This window comes from Cryobacterium sp. Hh38, from assembly GCF_004403235.1.
Classification (GTDB): Bacteria; Actinomycetota; Actinomycetes; order Actinomycetales; family Microbacteriaceae; genus Cryobacterium; species Cryobacterium levicorallinum.
In genome coordinates this window covers 153,136-169,787 of the sequence record NZ_SOHD01000007.1, presented here as the reverse complement: position 1 = coordinate 169,787, position 16,652 = coordinate 153,136, and the positions used below count along the sequence as shown (strand labels likewise).

General features: G+C 65.5%; 14 protein-coding genes. 5 read left to right on the top strand and 9 right to left on the bottom strand.

Annotated features, from left to right (window positions below; translation table 11 throughout):
• The first annotated feature begins 89 nt into the window (after nt 1-89).
• Nucleotides 90-680 (top strand): TetR/AcrR family transcriptional regulator, encoded by a 591-nt coding sequence (locus E3T41_RS03025; protein ID WP_092449925.1) that lies wholly within the window; start codon nt 90-92, stop codon nt 678-680.
• A 3-nt stretch (nt 681-683) separates the two neighbouring features.
• Here E3T41_RS03025 and E3T41_RS03020 read toward each other — a convergent pair whose 3' ends face one another.
• The gene (locus E3T41_RS03020; RefSeq protein WP_233195237.1) at nt 684-1,688 is read right to left on the bottom strand and encodes an aldo/keto reductase; all 1,005 of its coding nucleotides are present in this window, start codon (nt 1,686-1,688) and stop codon (nt 684-686) included.
• Between the two features lie 354 nt (nt 1,689-2,042).
• Here E3T41_RS03020 and E3T41_RS03015 point away from each other — a divergent pair, with 354 nt between their 5' ends.
• Complete coding sequence (locus E3T41_RS03015) at nt 2,043-3,656, top strand: peptide chain release factor 3 (RefSeq protein ID WP_104132414.1); 1,614 nt, start codon at nt 2,043-2,045, stop codon at nt 3,654-3,656.
• A gap of 81 nt (nt 3,657-3,737) precedes the next feature.
• Here the strand turns inward: E3T41_RS03015 and E3T41_RS03010 are convergent, their stop codons facing one another.
• The gene (locus E3T41_RS03010) at nt 3,738-5,423 is read right to left on the bottom strand and encodes a ribonuclease J (RefSeq protein ID WP_134477288.1); all 1,686 of its coding nucleotides are present in this window, start codon (nt 5,421-5,423) and stop codon (nt 3,738-3,740) included.
• A 265-nt stretch (nt 5,424-5,688) separates the two neighbouring features.
• Complete coding sequence (locus E3T41_RS17770; protein ID WP_158251629.1) at nt 5,689-5,856, bottom strand: hypothetical protein; 168 nt, start codon at nt 5,854-5,856, stop codon at nt 5,689-5,691.
• Between the two features lie 351 nt (nt 5,857-6,207).
• Here E3T41_RS17770 and E3T41_RS03005 point away from each other — a divergent pair, with 351 nt between their 5' ends.
• A complete protein-coding gene (locus E3T41_RS03005) occupies nt 6,208-6,711 on the top strand; it encodes a glutathione peroxidase (RefSeq protein WP_134477286.1) in 504 nt (167 codons plus the stop codon).
• 91 nt (nt 6,712-6,802) lie between these two features.
• Here E3T41_RS03005 and E3T41_RS03000 read toward each other — a convergent pair whose 3' ends face one another.
• The 5 genes from E3T41_RS03000 to E3T41_RS02980 are packed head-to-tail and all read right to left on the bottom strand — an operon-like array spanning nt 6,803 to nt 13,100.
• Nucleotides 6,803-7,720: a CoA ester lyase gene (locus tag E3T41_RS03000; RefSeq protein ID WP_134477284.1), complete on the bottom strand. Its 918-nt coding sequence runs from the start codon at nt 7,718-7,720 to the stop codon at nt 6,803-6,805.
• Entirely contained in the window at nt 7,717-8,229 is a 513-nt protein-coding gene (locus tag E3T41_RS02995) for a MaoC family dehydratase (protein ID WP_092449936.1), read from the bottom strand. Before E3T41_RS02995 ends, E3T41_RS03000 begins: the two co-directional genes overlap by 4 nt.
• 22 nt (nt 8,230-8,251) lie before the next feature.
• Nucleotides 8,252-9,418, bottom strand: coding sequence for an acyl-CoA dehydrogenase family protein (locus tag E3T41_RS02990; protein WP_092449938.1), 1,167 nt, complete (start codon nt 9,416-9,418; stop codon nt 8,252-8,254).
• Nucleotides 9,415-11,484 carry a biotin carboxylase N-terminal domain-containing protein gene (locus tag E3T41_RS02985; protein WP_134477282.1) on the bottom strand — a complete coding sequence of 690 codons (2,070 nt, stop codon included), beginning with the start codon at nt 11,482-11,484 and terminating at the stop codon, nt 9,415-9,417. Before E3T41_RS02985 ends, E3T41_RS02990 begins: the two co-directional genes overlap by 4 nt.
• A gap of 8 nt (nt 11,485-11,492) precedes the next feature.
• Nucleotides 11,493-13,100, bottom strand: a complete 1,608-nt coding sequence (locus tag E3T41_RS02980; RefSeq protein ID WP_092449941.1) for a carboxyl transferase domain-containing protein — start codon at nt 13,098-13,100, stop codon at nt 11,493-11,495.
• Nucleotides 13,101-13,213: 113 nt separating this feature from the next.
• On the opposite strand from E3T41_RS02980, the gene E3T41_RS02975 reads away from it, so the two are divergent.
• Complete coding sequence (locus tag E3T41_RS02975) at nt 13,214-13,813, top strand: TetR/AcrR family transcriptional regulator (RefSeq protein WP_104132410.1); 600 nt, start codon at nt 13,214-13,216, stop codon at nt 13,811-13,813.
• 129 nt (nt 13,814-13,942) lie between these two features.
• Here E3T41_RS02975 and E3T41_RS02970 read toward each other — a convergent pair whose 3' ends face one another.
• The gene (locus E3T41_RS02970) at nt 13,943-14,605 is read right to left on the bottom strand and encodes a VOC family protein (RefSeq protein ID WP_092449945.1); all 663 of its coding nucleotides are present in this window, start codon (nt 14,603-14,605) and stop codon (nt 13,943-13,945) included.
• Between the two features lie 347 nt (nt 14,606-14,952).
• Between E3T41_RS02970 and E3T41_RS02965 the strand changes: the two genes are divergently transcribed.
• Complete coding sequence (locus E3T41_RS02965) at nt 14,953-16,614, top strand: HNH endonuclease signature motif containing protein (RefSeq protein ID WP_134477280.1); 1,662 nt, start codon at nt 14,953-14,955, stop codon at nt 16,612-16,614.
• Nucleotides 16,615-16,652 lie beyond the last annotated feature (38 nt).

Sequence of the window (16,652 nt, the reverse complement as noted above, 5' to 3'; positions counted from 1 at the left end):
GTGTGTGTTACAGTCTGGGAGCTGACCTGCCCAAACCCGCGGTTTTGCGCTGATCTGGGCCCCAAACGGCCCGCGATAGAGGAGCCCGAATGACCACGCTGACAGATGAGGCCGTTCGGCCGGCGACACACGCGAAGGTGCGCATTCTCGCCACCGCCGACCGTCTGTTCTACACCGAGGGCGTGCACACCGTGGGTGTGGACCGAATCATCAGCGAGTCCAAAGTCACCAAAGCCACCTTCTATAAGTACTACCGTTCCAAGGACGCCCTCATCGTGGTCTACCTGCAGGGTCGGGACCGACGCGCTCGGGAGCTTCTCGCCGAGCTGGAGCGACGCTTCGACACCCCCGAGCAACGCCTGCGCGGTGTCGTAGCCGAAATTTCGGCTCAGGTGATCCGCGAGGGATTCCACGGTTGCCCGTTCATCAACGCTGCAGCGCAGTTCACCGACCCGACGCACCCGGTACGTCAGGCTGTCGCCGCTCACCGCGATTGGTACGGCCGCAGCGTCGAAGACCTGTTCCGCGGCATGGGTCATGCCCGGCCCGGTGACGCGTCGGACGACTTCTTTCTGGCCAGGGACGGTGCCTTCGCGGGCGCCAACCTCGGCGACCCGATCGGCGCCCACACCGCGCTGATTCGTGCCGTGCAGCGCGTCCTCGACGAGTCGAGCGACTAGAAATCAGACGGTCGACACCCGATCCAGGTCGGCCAGATCGGTCCGACCGAGACGGATGCTCGCCGCCGCCAGTAGCGACGCCACGTGATCAGGTTGCCCGGCCCCAGCGATCGGTGCGACCACATCCGGCCGGGCCAGGAGCCAGGCCAGTGCGATCGTCGCAGGCGGGACGCTGTGGGCGGCGGCGATGCGATCGACCACGGCGAGCACGCGCAGGGACCGCCGGTTGACATAAACCCGCGCGAGCTGACCGCGGGCGGTGCCGGCGGCATCCGCTTTGGTGCGATAGGCACCGGCCAGAAAACCGTGCGCCAGAGCGAAGCCCGGCATGAGACCGAGATTCTGTGCACCGGCCGCAACCGCGATACTCGGTTCCAGTTCGGTACGGTGCACGAGGTTGTACGGCGTTTCGACGGCGACGAACTTGGGCAGGCCTAATGCCGAGAGAACCCGGGCCTGCATCAGGCGCTCAGCCGAGAAGTTGGAGGCCGCAAGATGGCGAACCTTGCCTGCGCGCACGAGCGTGTCCACGGCAACCAGGCTCTCTTCGAGGGCGACGGACTTGTCGTCGAAGTGAAAGTAGAGCAGGTCGAGATAGTCGGTGCCGAGCCGAGCCAGGCTGGCCTCGACGGCGCCGACGATGCTGCGCTGGCTCAACCCGGGGTTATCGAGGTTGTGTCCGATCTTGGTGGCCACGATGGTCTCGGCGCGCGCTCGACGCGAGCGCAGCCACCCACCGATGATCACCTCGCTGCGACCGGCGGCGAAGCTGTCGGCCGTGTCCAGAAAATTTCCGCCCAGATCGCGGTGAACGTCGAGAATCGCGGTTGAGGTTTCACCGTTAGCCGTCCAGCCGAAGGCGTTGCAGCCCAGAGCTAACGGATGCACGAACAACTCAGTCCCCGGAATCTGGCGCCGGACCACAGGCGCACCAACGGTCAACTCGGCCAGCCCGGAACGGTCGATCGACATCGCGTCGAGGGAGGATGAGAGCGTTTGTCTGGTCATCGTGATTCTCCTCCCGCGGGGTGTTCGCCGGGCCAGTCGTTTCTGCCGGATTTTTGATGCGTGAAGCTTGCTATTGGCCCGACTTTAGGCGAGGCCACCGACATTTTCCGGCGGCACGCTAAACCGTTACCAAAACGTGCGTCGGAACGGGGCGAATTGGTGCTGCTGACCCTCAAGGCGGGGCCAGACTGCATTGGTCGACAGTCGGTACCCGCATGATTTGTTAGACTGGCCGTTGCGCGAAAATTGGGCTGAATGTGCAGGCGCACATCCGCCCTGGGCCGCCGGTTATCGAATCGACTATTCGATCTTCTGGCGAGGTATCCTGCCCGAATCAGCCGCAGGAAAGCAGCCATGACCACCGACGCCTCCGTGCCCAACCCTCAGGTTCCCCGTGAGGCTCGCAGGCGCCGCACCTTCGCCGTGATCTCTCACCCGGACGCCGGAAAGTCCACGCTGACCGAAGCACTGCTGCTGCACGCCCGCGCCATCACTTCCGCCGGCGCCACGCACGGCAAGGCCGGCCGCAGCGGTACCGTCTCCGACTGGATGGAGATGGAAAAGGCTCGCGGCATCTCGGTCACGAGCGCCGCGATTCAGTTCGAGTACCACGACGCCGTGATCAACCTCGTCGATACCCCCGGCCACGCCGACTTTTCCGAGGACACCTTTCGGGTGCTCTCGGCAGTGGATGCCGCGGTGATGCTCGTCGACGCCGCCAAGGGTCTCGAGCCGCAGACCATGAAGCTGTTCGCGGTCTGCAAGCAGCGCGGGCTTCCCGTCATCACCGTCATCAATAAGTGGGACCGGCCGGGCGACACCCCCCTGGCCCTGATGGATGAGATCCAGACCCGTACCGGTCTGCTGCCGACGCCGTTGAACTGGCCGGTCGGCGAGGCCGGCGACCTGCGCGGTGTGCTCGATCGCCGTTCCGGTGATTTTCTGCGTTACACCCGCACGGCTGGTGGCGCGACCGTGGCCGAATCGGTGCGGCTGGATGCGGGTGACGCGGCCAAAGAAGAGGGCCCGGCCTGGGCATCCGCTGTCGAAGAATCTGAGCTGCTCGACGCTGAGTCGCAGAATCACGACTCCGAGCTGTTTCTCGACGGCCAGACCACCCCGGTGCTATTCTGCGCGGCCGTGGCGAACTTCGGGGTGCAGCAGCTGCTCGACACCCTGGTCGAGTTCGCGCCGCCGGCCGAAGCCCGCATCGATATCGATGGCAACCCGCGCAAGGTCACCTCGCCGTTCTCGGGGTTTGTGTTCAAGGTGCAGTCCGGCATGAACTCGGCGCACCGCGACCACGTGGCCTTCGTGCGCGTCTGCTCCGGCGAATTTCGCCGCGGCATGATCGTCACCCACGCCGCGACCGGCCGGCCCTTTGCCACGAAGTATGCCCAGCAATTGTTCGGCAAGGAACGTACCGTCACCGACCGGGCCTGGCCCGGCGACATCGTCGGACTCGTGAACGCGTCGGCGCTGCGGGTGGGCGACTCGATCTTCGAAGACGAGCGGGTGGAGTTTCCGCCGCTACCACTGTTCTCGCCCGAACACTTTCGCGCCATTCGCCCGGTAGACAGCAGCAAGCACAAGCAGTTTCGCCGCGGCATCGACCAGCTCGACCATGAGGGCGTCATCCAGGTGATGCGCTCAGAGGTGCGCGGCGAGCAGGCCCCGGTGCTCGGTGCCGTCGGACCGATGCAGTTCGAGGTCGTCGAAGACCGCATGGTGCACGACTTTCACGCCGATATCCGCATGGAAGCGCTGCCATACCAGGTGGCCCGCAAGACCGACAAGGAGAGCGCGCTCGTGCTCGCCGGAACCCGCCAGGTGGAGGTGTTCACCCGCTCCGACGGCACGCTGCTCGCCCTGTTCAGCACGCCGTGGCGGTTGCAGGCCATTGCCAAGGAGAACCCGAAGCTCGTGCTGATCGACATTGCGAACGCGACGGCCGACGACTTTATGTAGCGTGTTTCACTAACCAGAAAGGCCGCATCCTCGTGGAGGATGCGGCCTTTCTCGTGCTGTAGCAGCTAGGTGATGCAGCGGTTACGCATCGACGACCACGGAGGTGATGACGGGGCTGCGACGGTACTTGCGGTTCATCCAACGGCTCACGGACTGCGTGAATAGATCCTCGAGCTCGGCGCCGTCCACGATCTTGATGCGGTTCGCGGCCTTCATGGCCTCATCGATGACCTTGGTGGCGCCCTTGACCCACTCGTCGTCGTGCACGAATCCGCGCGCCAGGAACTCGACGGGCTCGGAGAGAGTGCCGGTCTTGGCGTTGAGGATTCCGAGAATGGTGATGGTGCCGTCCTCGGCGAGCTTACGACGATCTTCCATCGCAGCGGATGCTGCCCCGCCGACGGTCATGCCGTCAACGAAGACGTAGTCGGCGACAACGCGGCCGGTGACCTTGGCGTGGCCGTCGATGAGGTCGACAACGACGCCGTCTTCGACGACGATGACGTTCTCCGAGGGGACGCCGGTCTGGATGGCGAGGTCGGCGTTGGCCGTGAGGTGACGCCATTCACCGTGGATCGGCATGACGTTGACCGGCTTGACGATGTTGTAGCAGTAGACGAGCTCGCCGGCGCTCGCGTGGCCGGAGACGTGCACCTTGGCGTTGCCCTTGTGCACAACGTTGGCACCCCAACGAATCAGGCCGTTGATGACGCGGTAGATGGAGTTCTCGTTGCCGGGGATCAGCGAGCTCGCGAGTAGCACGGTGTCGCCCTCGCCGATCTTGATGACGTGTTCGCGGTTTGCCATGCGCGAGAGGGCTGCCATCGGCTCCCCCTGCGAACCGGTGCAGATGAGAACGACCTTGTCGTCCTTCATACGCTCGAGCGCCTTCATATCGACGATCAGGCCCTTGGGAACGTTGAGGTAGCCGAGCTCGCTCGCAATCCCCATGTTGCGCACCATGGAGCGGCCGACGAACGCGACCTTGCGGTTGTGTTTGGCGGCAGCGTCGATGACCTGTTGGATGCGGTGCACGTGGCTGGCGAAGCTCGACACGATGATGCGGCGCGGGGAGGTGCGGAACACGGTGTCGATTGCCGGTCCGATATCCTTCTCGGCAGTGGTGAAGCCGGGAACCTCGGCGTTGGTCGAGTCGGTCATGAACAGATCCACGCCCTCTTCGGCCAGACGCGCGAAGGCGCCCAGGTCGGTGAGGCGCTTGTCGAGCGGGAACTGGTCCATCTTGAAGTCACCGGTGGCGAGCACGAGGCCGGCCTCGGTGCGGATGGCGATGGCCAGGCCGTCGGGGATGGAGTGGTTCACGGCGATGAATTCGAGGTCGAACTGGCCGATCGTGCGGCGCTCGCCCTCTTTCACCTCGATGAAGTTCTGGCTGAGGCGGTGCTCCTGCAGCTTGGCGGCGAGGAAGGCCAGGGTGAGCTTGGAGCCGACGACGGGAATGTCGCCGCGTTCCTTGAGCAGGTAGGGTACGGCGCCGATGTGGTCTTCGTGACCGTGGGTGAGCACAATGGCTTCGATGTCCTGCAGGCGGTCGCGGATGGCCGTGAAGTCAGGCAGGATCACGTTGATGCCGGGCTGGTTGTCCTCGGGGAAGAGAACGCCGCAGTCGATGATGAGCAGCTTTCCCTTGTGCTCGAAGACGGTCATGTTGCGGCCGATCTCGCCGAGGCCTCCGAGCGGGATGATGCGCATGCCGCGGGCCGGCAATGCCGGCGGAGTGCTCAGGTCGAGGTAGTGGTTATTCATGAATCTCATTTCGTTGTCTGCGATACTGCATGTCCAGGTGTGTGGGGACCGAGATCGGGCATGCGAAAGACCGACGAGCAATACTCAGGGGGCCTCAGCGCGCATACGCGTACCTCGTGTCGTGTCTGGCGGGCAAGCAAAATACCGGCCAGATACCTCCCTAGTCTACCGACGCATCCACGATCGGAGTTTCGGGCACGAAAAAGGGGCCCCGCGCTCGGCGGAGTCCCCTGATTCGTGTCATCGACCTTGGCGGTCGGTCTGGTTAACGACTACACGGCGCGGCCTGCGCCGACACGTATCCGCCGGCCTCGAGGTGCCGCGCGGTGCCGCTGACGTAGCCGGTGGCGGTGATCGCTCGGCGAACGTCGTGGGTGACGTACTCGTTGGCGGTGGTCGTGAGTGTCGTGGGCTTCGATACGTAGGAATTCATGGTGCTCCTGGTGCAATTGAGTGAAAGCGGATGCCGACAGTCAGACAGAGCACCCAGTCACGTTCGAGAGTCCTCGCAAAACGCACAGGCGTGTCTGCGAGGAGCTGGTTCGAGTGAAACTGGGGTGATAGCCCGGTCGGCGGGGAAAATGCGCTGCGCCGCGCGGGCTGCAGAAACCCGGATCCTCTAATGGACCGCCATGATTTCTGAGCTGCACTAAGAATACCGCAGCGTGCCACCCATTTGGGGGAAATGCACGATCTACACAGGCGCCATGCAGTTACAGGATGGCCTACAGCTACACAGGTACCGTGCAGCCAGCATGGAGACTAAAGTCGATAAAATTCTGTAATGACTTCTTCTGCGCTGTATGACATCCCCCTCACCCTCATCGACGGAACAGAAACCACCTTCGGCGCCTACCAGGGCAAGACGGTTCTCGTCGTCAACGTGGCCTCGAAGTGCGGCTTCACGCCGCAGTACGCTGGACTGGAGGCACTCTACGAGCGTTACGCCGACGACGGGCTGGTCGTGCTTGGGCTGCCGAGCAACCAGTTCATGGGCCAGGAGCCCGGCACCGAGGAGGACATCGTCGAGTTCTGCGGCATGACCTACGGCGTGACCTTCCCGATGACAGCCAAGGTCGATGTGCGCGGAAAGCACCAGCATCCGCTCTACGCGGAGCTGACGAAGTTCAAGCAGGGCCTGTTCCCCGGTCTAATCAAGTGGAACTTCGAGAAGTTTCTGGTGACACCGACCGGTGAGATCGTGGACCGCTTCGCCTCCTCGGTGGAACCGGAGTCGACCGAGATCGTCGACGCGATCGAAAAGGTTCTGGCCACCAAAGCCGCCTAGCCCCTCGCGTCTCTACCTCCCGCGCCCAGGCCCGGAAAGTGGGCCCATGCTGGATCATGGGCCCAGGACTCTCAGGTGGGCCCGGAGAATTTCAGCCGGCTGCGCGGCGCAGCACGGCCTCGGCGTGACGCAGCACGGGGCCGTCGATCATGCGGCCCTCGTGCTGGAAGACGCCGCGCGCACTGGCGGCGGCCTCGAGCAGCCCGAGGGCGTAGTCGACCTCGGCGGTGGTCGGCTGGTACGCCGACCGAATGACCTCCACCTGGCTGGGGTGGATGCACGCGGTGGCGGTGAAGCCGCTCGCGACGGCATCCGCAGCCTCGTCGCTGAGCCCGGCCGCGTCGGTGATGTCGAGGTGCACGGTGTCGATCGCGGCCTTGTCGTGTGCTCGGGCGGCCAACAACACCTGGGAGCGGGCCTGGCGAGCGACGTCGCGGTAGCGGCCGTCGGGGAACCGGCTGGAGCTGCCACCGAGTGACGCGACCAGGTCTTCGGCACCCCACATGAGCGCGACGACGTTTCGTGCCGCGGCAATCTCGGGCGCGGAGATGACACCGGCGGCGGTCTCGCAGAGCGCGATCACTCGGAAGTCATCGAGCATCTCGACCTGGCCGAAACTGACCGTCTTGGCGAGCATCACATCGCGGTACTCCGTGCGCTCCAGCGCGGCCAGGTCGAGCGCGAAGTCGGCAGTGTCGGCCGGATTGATGCGCACGATCGTGCGCATCGGGTCGAGTGGATGCTCAATCAGCGCCCGACGCGCGTCGGCCCGGGCTGCGGGCGCGACGGCGTCTTCGAGGTCGAGAATGACCGCGTCGGCGCGCTCAACGGCCTTCGCGTAGCGTTCGGGACGGTCGGCCGGGCAGAACAGCAGCGCCGGTCCGAGGGTGAACGGGGCCGGAGTAAAGGGGCTCAACCCGCTCGGGCTGTCGTCGAAGGGGTCGGGGCCGGCCGGATACTCCTCAAACAGGTCGGGATCGAGTGGGCCCCCGTCGAACGGGCCGGTCATTCTGCTGCCCCCCGACACCAGACCAGCACGGTGCGCACGGCCGTGCCGACGATGACGCCGTGCTGGTTGCGTCCCCTGTGTTCGAGCGTGATGATGCCCTGCCCCGGCCGGCTCTTCGACAGCCGTTTGTCGGTCACGATGGTCTCCGAATAAAGGGTGTCGCCGTGGTGCAGCGGATGCGGAAACGTCACGGCCGAAAAACCCAGGTTCGCCACGATCGTGCCCTGGGTCAACTGGGCGACCGAACTGCCCACCATGGTCGAGAGGGTGAACATGGAATTGACCAGGCGTTCACCGAACGGCTGCGTTGCCGACCAGGCCGCGTCGAGGTGCAGGGATTGGGTATTCATGGTCATCGTCGTGAACAGCACGTTGTCGGCCTCGGTCACGGTGCGGCCGGGGCGATGCTGGTAGAGCGCCTTCAGGTCGAACTCCTCGAAGTACAGGCCGCGCTGCTGAACTGGGTGGCGCTCCTCCGGCTGCAGCTCCTTCGTACTGGAATCGGGCATCCGCGTCTCCAATTTCGTCAGGTCAGCCGGCGAAACCCAGGGCCCGCGAAATGACCATGAGCTGCACCTCGGTTGTGCCCTCGCCGAGCTCGAGCACCTTGGAATCACGATAGTGCCGGGCGACCGGGTTTTCGTTCATGAATCCGTATCCGCCGAAGATCTGGGTGGCATCGCGGGCGTTGTCCATGGCCGCTTCGCTGCCGACCATCTTGGCGATCGAAGCCTCCATCTTGAACGGCTTGCCGTTGATCATTTTCAGCGCCGCGTCGTAGTAGGCGAGACGCGCGGTGTGCACGCGCGCCTGCATCCGAGCGATCTTGAAGGCGATGTGCTGGTTGGATCCGATCGAGCGGCCGAACACGTTGCGGCTGTTGGCGTAGCGGATGGATTCTTCCAGGCAGCCCTGGGCGGCGCCGGTGCACAGCGCGGCGAAAGCGACGCGACCCTCGTCGAGGGTCTGCACGAAGTTCGCGAAACCACGGCCGCGCTCCCCGAGCAGGTTGGCTTCCGGCACCCGCACATTGTCGAACACGAGCGGATGCGTGTCCGACGTGTGCCAGCCCACCTTGTCGTACGGCGGCAGTGCCGTGAAACCGGGGGTCGGCGTCGGCACCAGGATGGCGGTGAGTTCCTTCTTGATCGAACCGTCCGCGCGGGTGGACTCCCCCGTGACGGCGGTCACCGTGACGAGCCGGGTGATGTCCGAGCCGGAGTTGGTGATGAACTGCTTCGTGCCGTTGATGACCCATTCGCCGCCGTCCAATGCGGCGGTGGTCTTGGTGCCCGCGGCGTCCGATCCGGCATCCGCTTCGGTGAGGCCGAACGCGGCGAGCGCCGAGCCACTCGCGAGGCGCGGAACCCACTCCTCTTTCTGTGCCTCGGTGCCGCTGCGGTACACCGGCATGATGCCGAGGCCGACCCCGGCTTCGAGGGTGACAGCGATACTCTGGTCGGCGCGCGCAAGCTGCTCGACCGCGAGGCAGAGCGCGAAGTAATCGCTGCCCTGGCCGCCGTACTCCGTCGGGAACGGCAGACCGAAGAGCCCCAGCTCCCCCATCTGGGCGATGATGCCATAGGGCAGGCTGCGCTTGGTGTCGTACTCGTAGGCGGCGGGCGCGACGACGGTGTCGGCGAAATCGCGAACGGTGTCGCTGAGCGCCTGGTATTCGGTGGTGAGTTCGTAGCTCATTCTGAGTCTTCCTTGTCTGCGCTGGTTCCGGGGGTAGTGCTGGTTTCTGGTGTGACGGTGGCGACGATCTGGTCGAGGACCACGAGGTCGCCGGTCTTGAGGTTCACGGTGACGCGGCCCGCCGTGGCGGCCACGAGTTTGTGTTCCATCTTCATGGCCTCGACTACGAGGATGGTCTGCCCTGCTGTGACCACGTCACCGGTGGCGGCGTGCACCGCGATGACGGTGCCGGGCATCGGCGAGCGCACGTCTGGACTGACCGCACCAGGCACCCGGTCACGGCTGAGGAGGTGTTCCGCGAGCTGCTCGGCCCGGAAGCGGTGGCGTAGTTCGAGCGAGAAGCCGTCGGCGCCGATGTACACGCTGGCCCCGGACTGTTCGATGGCATACACCCGGGTCTCGCCGCCGTAGTCGACGCTGCACGCGCCGTCTCCGACGCGCAGGAGTCCGGCTTCGACGGCCGGGCCGTCACCGATAGAAACGGATGCCATCCCCGGCTCCCCCACTACCCGCACGTCAATGGATTCGGTCGCGCGCATTCCCAGCGAGTAGCGCACCGGTCGTGGCGAACCCGCCCGCCACCCGCTCGGCCGCGTCCACACGCCGTTCACGTCGGCCAGACTAGACGCGGCCAATTCCGACCCGGCGAAGGCGCGCCCGTGCAGGAACAATGCCACGGCGGCGAGTACGTGCTCGTCGGCTCCCTGAAACTTGAGGCCCGGAAGCTTGCGTTCGATCAGACCGGTGTCGAGGCGGCCGGCGCGCACGTCGGCATCCGCTAGGAGCAGCCGCAGGTACTCGGTGTTGGTCTGCACGCCGAGCACCACGGTGTCGGCGAGCGCCCGGTCGAGTCGGTTCAACGCCTCCAGCCGGGTGGGAGCCCAGGCGATCACCTTGGCGAGCATCGGGTCGTAGTGCGAGGCGATGGTCAGGCCCGGCATCAACGAACTGTCGACCCGAACTCCCTCGCCGGTCGCCTCGTGCAGCTGCAGCACCGTGCCGATGGTCGGCAGAAAGCCGCGCCCGGGATTCTCGGCGTAGACCCGGGCCTCGATTGCATGCCCCGTGAGGCATATGTCGCTCTGGGTGACCGTGAGCGGCTCCCCCTCGGCAATGCGCAGCTGCCAGTCGACCAGATCAAGGCCGGTGACCAGCTCGGTGACCGGGTGTTCCACCTGTAGGCGGGTGTTCATCTCCATGAAGAAGAATTCGTCGGGCGCGGTCGCGGAGACCAGAAATTCCACGGTTCCGGCGCCGCTGTAGCCCACGCTGCGGGCGGCGGCGCAGGCTGCCTCCCCGATGCGCGCCCGGGTGGCCGCGTCGAGCAGGGGCGACGGCGCCTCCTCGATGACCTTTTGATGCCTCCGCTGCAGCGAGCACTCACGCTCGCCGAGGTGGATGACGGCGCCGTGGTTGTCGGCGAGCACCTGCACCTCGATGTGCCGCGGAGTCGACACGAGCCGTTCGAGCAGCAGGGTGTCGTCGCCGAAGGCGCTCAGCGCCACGCGGCGGGCCGTCTCGAGGATGGCGGCCAGGTCCTCAGCGCGTTCCACCACGTGCATTCCCTTGCCTCCGCCGCCGGCGGAGGGCTTGATGAGCATCGGATAACCCACATCGACGGCCGCTTGGATCAACTGCTCGTTGCTGAGGCCCGGCTGAGCGACCCCGGGGATAATCGGCACCCCGTAGCCGGCCACGTGGTTCTTCGAGCGGATCTTGTCGCCCATCACGTTCAGCGCGTGCACGCTCGGACCGATGAAGGCGATGCCGGCGTCGGCGCAGGCCTGGGCGAAGGCCTGGTTCTCGCTGAGAAATCCGTAGCCGGGGTGGATGGCCTGCGCTCCGGTTCGCGCCGCAGCGGCCAGAACGGCCTCGAAGTTGAGGTAGCTGTCGGCCGGGGCGGCGCCGCCGAGGCGCACCGCGGCATCCGCTTGGAATACGTGTCGCGCGGTGCGGTCGGCGTCGCTAAAGACGGCGATTGAGCGGATGCCCCGCTCCCGCAGCGTGCGGATGATGCGGCACGCGATCTCCCCGCGATTGGCGACCAGCACGGTGTCAAAGGTCATGGGCTCACTCACATTCGGAAGAGGCCGAAGGCGGACTCGCCGAGCGGCGCGGTCGCGCAGACGGCCAGGGCAAGCCCGAGCACCATGCGGGTGTCGGCGGGGTCGATGACGCCGTCGTCCCAGAGCCGGGCGGTGGAATAGTACGGGCTACCCTGGGTCTCGTACTTCGCCAGGATCGGGTCCTTGAACGCGGACTCGGCCTCGGCCGACCACTCATCACCGCCGCCCTCGATCTGCTCCCGCTTCACGGTCGCGAGCACGGCGGAGGCCTGCGGGCCACCCATCACGGAGATGCGGCTGCCCGGCCACATCCAGAGAAAGCGCGGCGAGTAGGCCCGGCCGCACATGGAATAGTTGCCGGCGCCGAAGGAGCCACCGATGACGACGGTGAGCTTGGGCACCCGGGTGGTGGCGACGGCGGTGACCATTTTGGCGCCGTGCTTGGCGATACCGCCGGCCTCGGCGTCCTTACCGACCATGAACCCGGAGATGTTCTGCAGAAACAGCAGCGGTATGCCGCGCTGGTCGCACAGCTCGATGAAGTGGGCACCCTTGAGCGCGGAGTCAGCGAACAGGATGCCGTTGTTGGCGACGATGCCCACCGGGTGGCCGTGGATGTGCGCAAACCCGGTCACCAGCGTGGTGGCGTACTCGCGTTTGAATTCGTGGAATTCGCTGCCGTCGACGAGGCGCGCGATGACTTCGTGCACGTCATACTGGCCCTGCACGTCGACCGGGACGGCTCCGTAGAGTTCGCTCTCGTCGGCGACCGGGTCAATGGTGGGCAGTACCTGCCACGCCGGGGCATGAACGCGAGGCAGGGTGGAGACGATGTCGCGCACGATCTGCAGGGCGTGCTCGTCGTTTTCGGCGAGGTGGTCGGTGACGCCGGAGACGCGGGCATGTAGGTCGCCACCGCCGAGCTCCTCCGCTGTGACGATCTCGCCGATCGCGGCCTTCACGAGCGGCGGGCCGCCCAGGAAGATGGTCCCTTGATTGCGCACGATCACGGTCTCGTCGCTCATCGCCGGAACGTAGGCGCCTCCGGCGGTGCAGGATCCCATGACCGCGGCAATCTGCGGGATCTTGGCCGCGGACATCCGTGCCTGGTTGTAGAAGATGCGGCCGAAGTGGTCGCGGTCGGGGAAGACCTCGTCTTGCATCGGCAGAAAGGCGCCGCCGGAGTCGACGAGGTAGATGCAGGGCAGTCGGTTCTCGAGGGCGATTTCCTGGGCTCGCAGGTGCTTCTTCACCGTCATCGGGTAGTAGGTGCCGCCCTTGACCGTGGCGTCGTTGGAGATCACGAGCACGTAGCGGCCGTGCACGAGCCCGATGCCGGCGATGACGCCAGCGCCGGGGCTGTCGTCGTTGTACAGGCCGGTCGCGGCGAGCGGCGCGATTTCGAGAAACGGGCTGCCGGTATCGAGCAGTTGGTCGATGCGCTCGCGCGGCAACAGCTTGCCGCGGGCGAGGTGACGCTGCCGGGACTTCTCCGGCCCGCCGAGCGCGGCAGTGGCGAGGCGCTGTTTCAGGTCGGTCACGAGCTGCCGCTGGGCGGCGTCATTGGTGACAAAGGCTTGAGCAGAGGAGTCGAGCTGACTCGCGAGTGTCTCCATCGACATCTTCCCATTGGTGAGGCCGGAGCACCCGGCATCAACTACAGTTAGTGATTACTAACTGAAATTCAGGTTAGTCGTGATTAACTGAAATGTCTAGTTGAAAGGTTCGCATGAGCGCCCCGATAGAAACGACGCCGCGCAGCCAGGCCAAAGCCGACCGTCGTTCGGCCCTGCTCAGCGCCGCGGCCACGCTCTTCTCCCAGTCCGGATTCAACGGGGTCTCGATCGAAGACCTCGGCGCTGCCGCCGGAGTGAGCGGGCCCGCCGTCTACCGACATTTCAGCGGCAAGCAGGCCGTGCTCGCTGCGCTGCTCATCGACGTGAGCCAGGATCTCGTGGCCGGCGGCCATGCGGTCGTTTCCGAAACAACGGATGCCGCGGCCGCCCTGCGCGAGCTGGTGCGCTTTCACGTGCACTTCGCCCTGTCCAACCCCGATGTGATCCGAGTGCAGGACCGCGACCTGGACAGCCTCGCCGAGGCCGACCGCCACCGGGTGCGGCTGCTGCAGCGCGAGTATGTGGAACTCTGGGTGGAGGTGCTGAAGCGCGTGCACCCCTCGGGTAACGAAGCCCTGCTCCGCATTCGGGCCCATGCGACCTTCGGGCTCCTGAACTCAACACCACACAGCGCCCGCACCTCGGCGCAGCCCGCCGTGCGCGCCCTGCTCGAGGAGATGGCGCTCGCGGCTCTGGGCCTGCCGAGCGCCTAGCGATCCCGAGCGCAGTATTCCTCGTTAATGACGTACGGATCGGGCTGCGGTCGGAATCGCGACCCGTGGCGGTCGCGCCCTACGGAACCAGAACGCAGTCCTTACCGCAAGACCAGCCGGAAAGCGGCGTCAGAAGGCGGCGGTGCAGACGCAGAGCTCGTTGCCTTCGACATCGGCGAGTACCCACCAGTCGGGCGCGTGTTCGTCGGTGAGCAGCACGCCGCCGACTTCTAGTACGGCCGCGACCCGGTCTTCGGCATCGTCGCTCGGAACGTAGACGTCGAGGTGGATGCGGTTGCGGGCGGTGCGGGCGATTTCCATGTGCTGAAACCAGACCTTCGGGGCGAGGCCGCGCGGGTCGACGAGTTCGATGCCGTCGTCGCCGGCGACTTCGGTATAGCCGAGGCCGACCCGCCAGAATGGGCGCACGGCATCCGCGTCGGTACAGTCGATCGCGATGTCGTAGCGGGTCGGCTGTTGGTCGTGGGCAGTGGCACCGAGGGTATCGGCGATCTGCTGAACTCGCACGGCGAGCTCTAGGTCACGCGCGGTGACTCCCCCGGCATCGTGCGAGGTCAGGGTGAGTGAGACGCTGCCGTAGCCGAGGCGCACGTCGGGGTGGTGGTTCATCGACTCGGCCACGTCGCCGACCCGGTTGACCAGTTCCAGGGCGGAGGCGAAGTCCTTGGTGCGGAAAGCGGCGTGCAGGAATCCGTCGAGGTGCACAAAAGCGGTGCCCGTCAACTGCTTCTTCGTCGTGAAGGGGGCGAGGAGTGCACCATGAGCGTTCATGCCTCAACTGTCCTCCGCCACCGCACCCGGGTCAACTGCCCGCGTCGACTGAAACCCGATTGCGCAAGCTTTGATGGTGATCCGCCTACCCCTTACTGACCCGGCAATCGAAGCCATGACGGATGGTCGACAGTAGGCCGTCACGGCCCTGCGCGGTTACTACGGCGTTGTGTGTCTGCCTGAGCTCGCGAGAACGGGGCAACGGTTGCTCCAGGAAGGCCGAAGTAACAGTTCAACCGCTCTCGAATGCAAATTAATTTCTGATTTCACGTCACCAAATTACTGAGATTTGCTCGCGTTTAGGGTTGATTTCGGCTATAATTGTGGGTGAAGGAGGCATCGACGCCATGACCCTCACTGCCCCGCCCGCGGCAGCCGGCTCCGTACCAGAGGGGGCCCGCGTTTCGGTCATTGCCCAGGTCGGCGCGTTGCTCGCTTCTGTGGTCGACGCGGTACGGTTTGGTCAGCTCGAGGTTGCCGAAGCCGTTGCCGTTCTCGCGGCATTGGGAGGGCTGGGCCACAAGGTCGATGGGGCCAGGCTACGCGCTACCACCGACATCGGCGTGAGCGCCGAAACCGACCTCGGCAACGGATCGCTGGCCTACCAGAACGGATGCCGCAACCGGGTCAAGTTCATCACCCAGCTCGCCGGCATCTCCGGCCGCGAGGTCAAACGGCGCCTCAAGCTCGGTGAGACCGCGGTGGAACTCACCCCACTCGGCCCGCCCATCCCCGCCCGGTACCCAGTCATGGCCGACGGCCTGGGCAGCGGCGAACTCAGCGTGGAATCAGCCGAGATCATCGTCAGCACCCTCACCGCCCTCGAGGGGAAAGTCATGCCCGACGACCTCGACCGAGTTGAACGCGCCCTCGTCGCCACCGCCACTGGTGCCATCACCCCGGAGACGGCCGGACTGCCCGGCGCGGGCATCCGCTTCGCCCCCGACGTGCTGCGCGCGCAGGCAATGGAATGGCAGGCCCGCCTCGACCCCGACGGCACCGCCCCGAACGACGACGTGACCGAGGCGAAGAGCACCCTGACGTTCGGGCTGCTGCGCAACGGTCTCTACCCGCTGCGGGCCGACGTCACCCCCGAACTGCGCGGCATCATGGACACCCTCTTCGACACCTGCCTGTCGGCCAGGTCACGCACCCCCATGTTCCTGCCCACCGAGTCCCTCGACGGCAGCACCGACGGCGCCACACTAGATGGCATTGATGAGGCAGACGGAAACACCGAACGCTTCAGCGCCGACCAATACAGCGCCGAACGATACAGCTCTGAACAGTACAGCTCTGAACAGTACAGCTCTGAACAGTACAGCTCTGAACAGTACAGCTCTGAACAGTACAGCTCTGAACAGTACAGCTCTGAACAGTACAGCGGGGACACCCGGTTCGACGGGGACCGCCGCACTGCGGGTGAGAAACGTGCCGACATTTTCCGCGACGTCTTCCAGGCGGCCGCGCGCGACCCCAAGACCCCGACCATGGGCGGCGCCGCCCCCATCGTCATGATCCACGTCAACGTCACCGACCTCAACGCAGGCCGCGGCGTCGGCTGGATCGACGGCGTCGAAGCCCCCGTCAGCATGCGCCGGGTGAAAGAGACGATCTGCTCCCGCGGCGCCCAAAAAGTCATCTTCGGCGACAACGGCGACGTCCTCTACCTCGGCGACAAAGTCCGCTGCTTCACCCCCAAACAGCGCGCCGCCATCGCCGCCCGCGACGGAGGCTGCATCATCCCCGGCTGCACCATCCCCGCCCGCTGGACCGAAGTCCACCACGTACTCCCGGCCGGAAAGGGCGGACCGACCAACGTCGACAACGGGTGTCTCCTATGTTGGTTCCATCACCACACGATTGAGACCAGTGGATGGAAAATTCGCATGAAAGACGGTCGGCCTCAAGTACGCGGCCCCCTGGTCTGGGACCCGTCTCAGACGTGGCGCCCGGGACAAAGCCACCGGGCCAACACTCCCAGCCCCGAACCGCCCTGGCGCACGTGAAATCCATGCGAATTAGAGCGGTTGACGCTGCTGGTGCA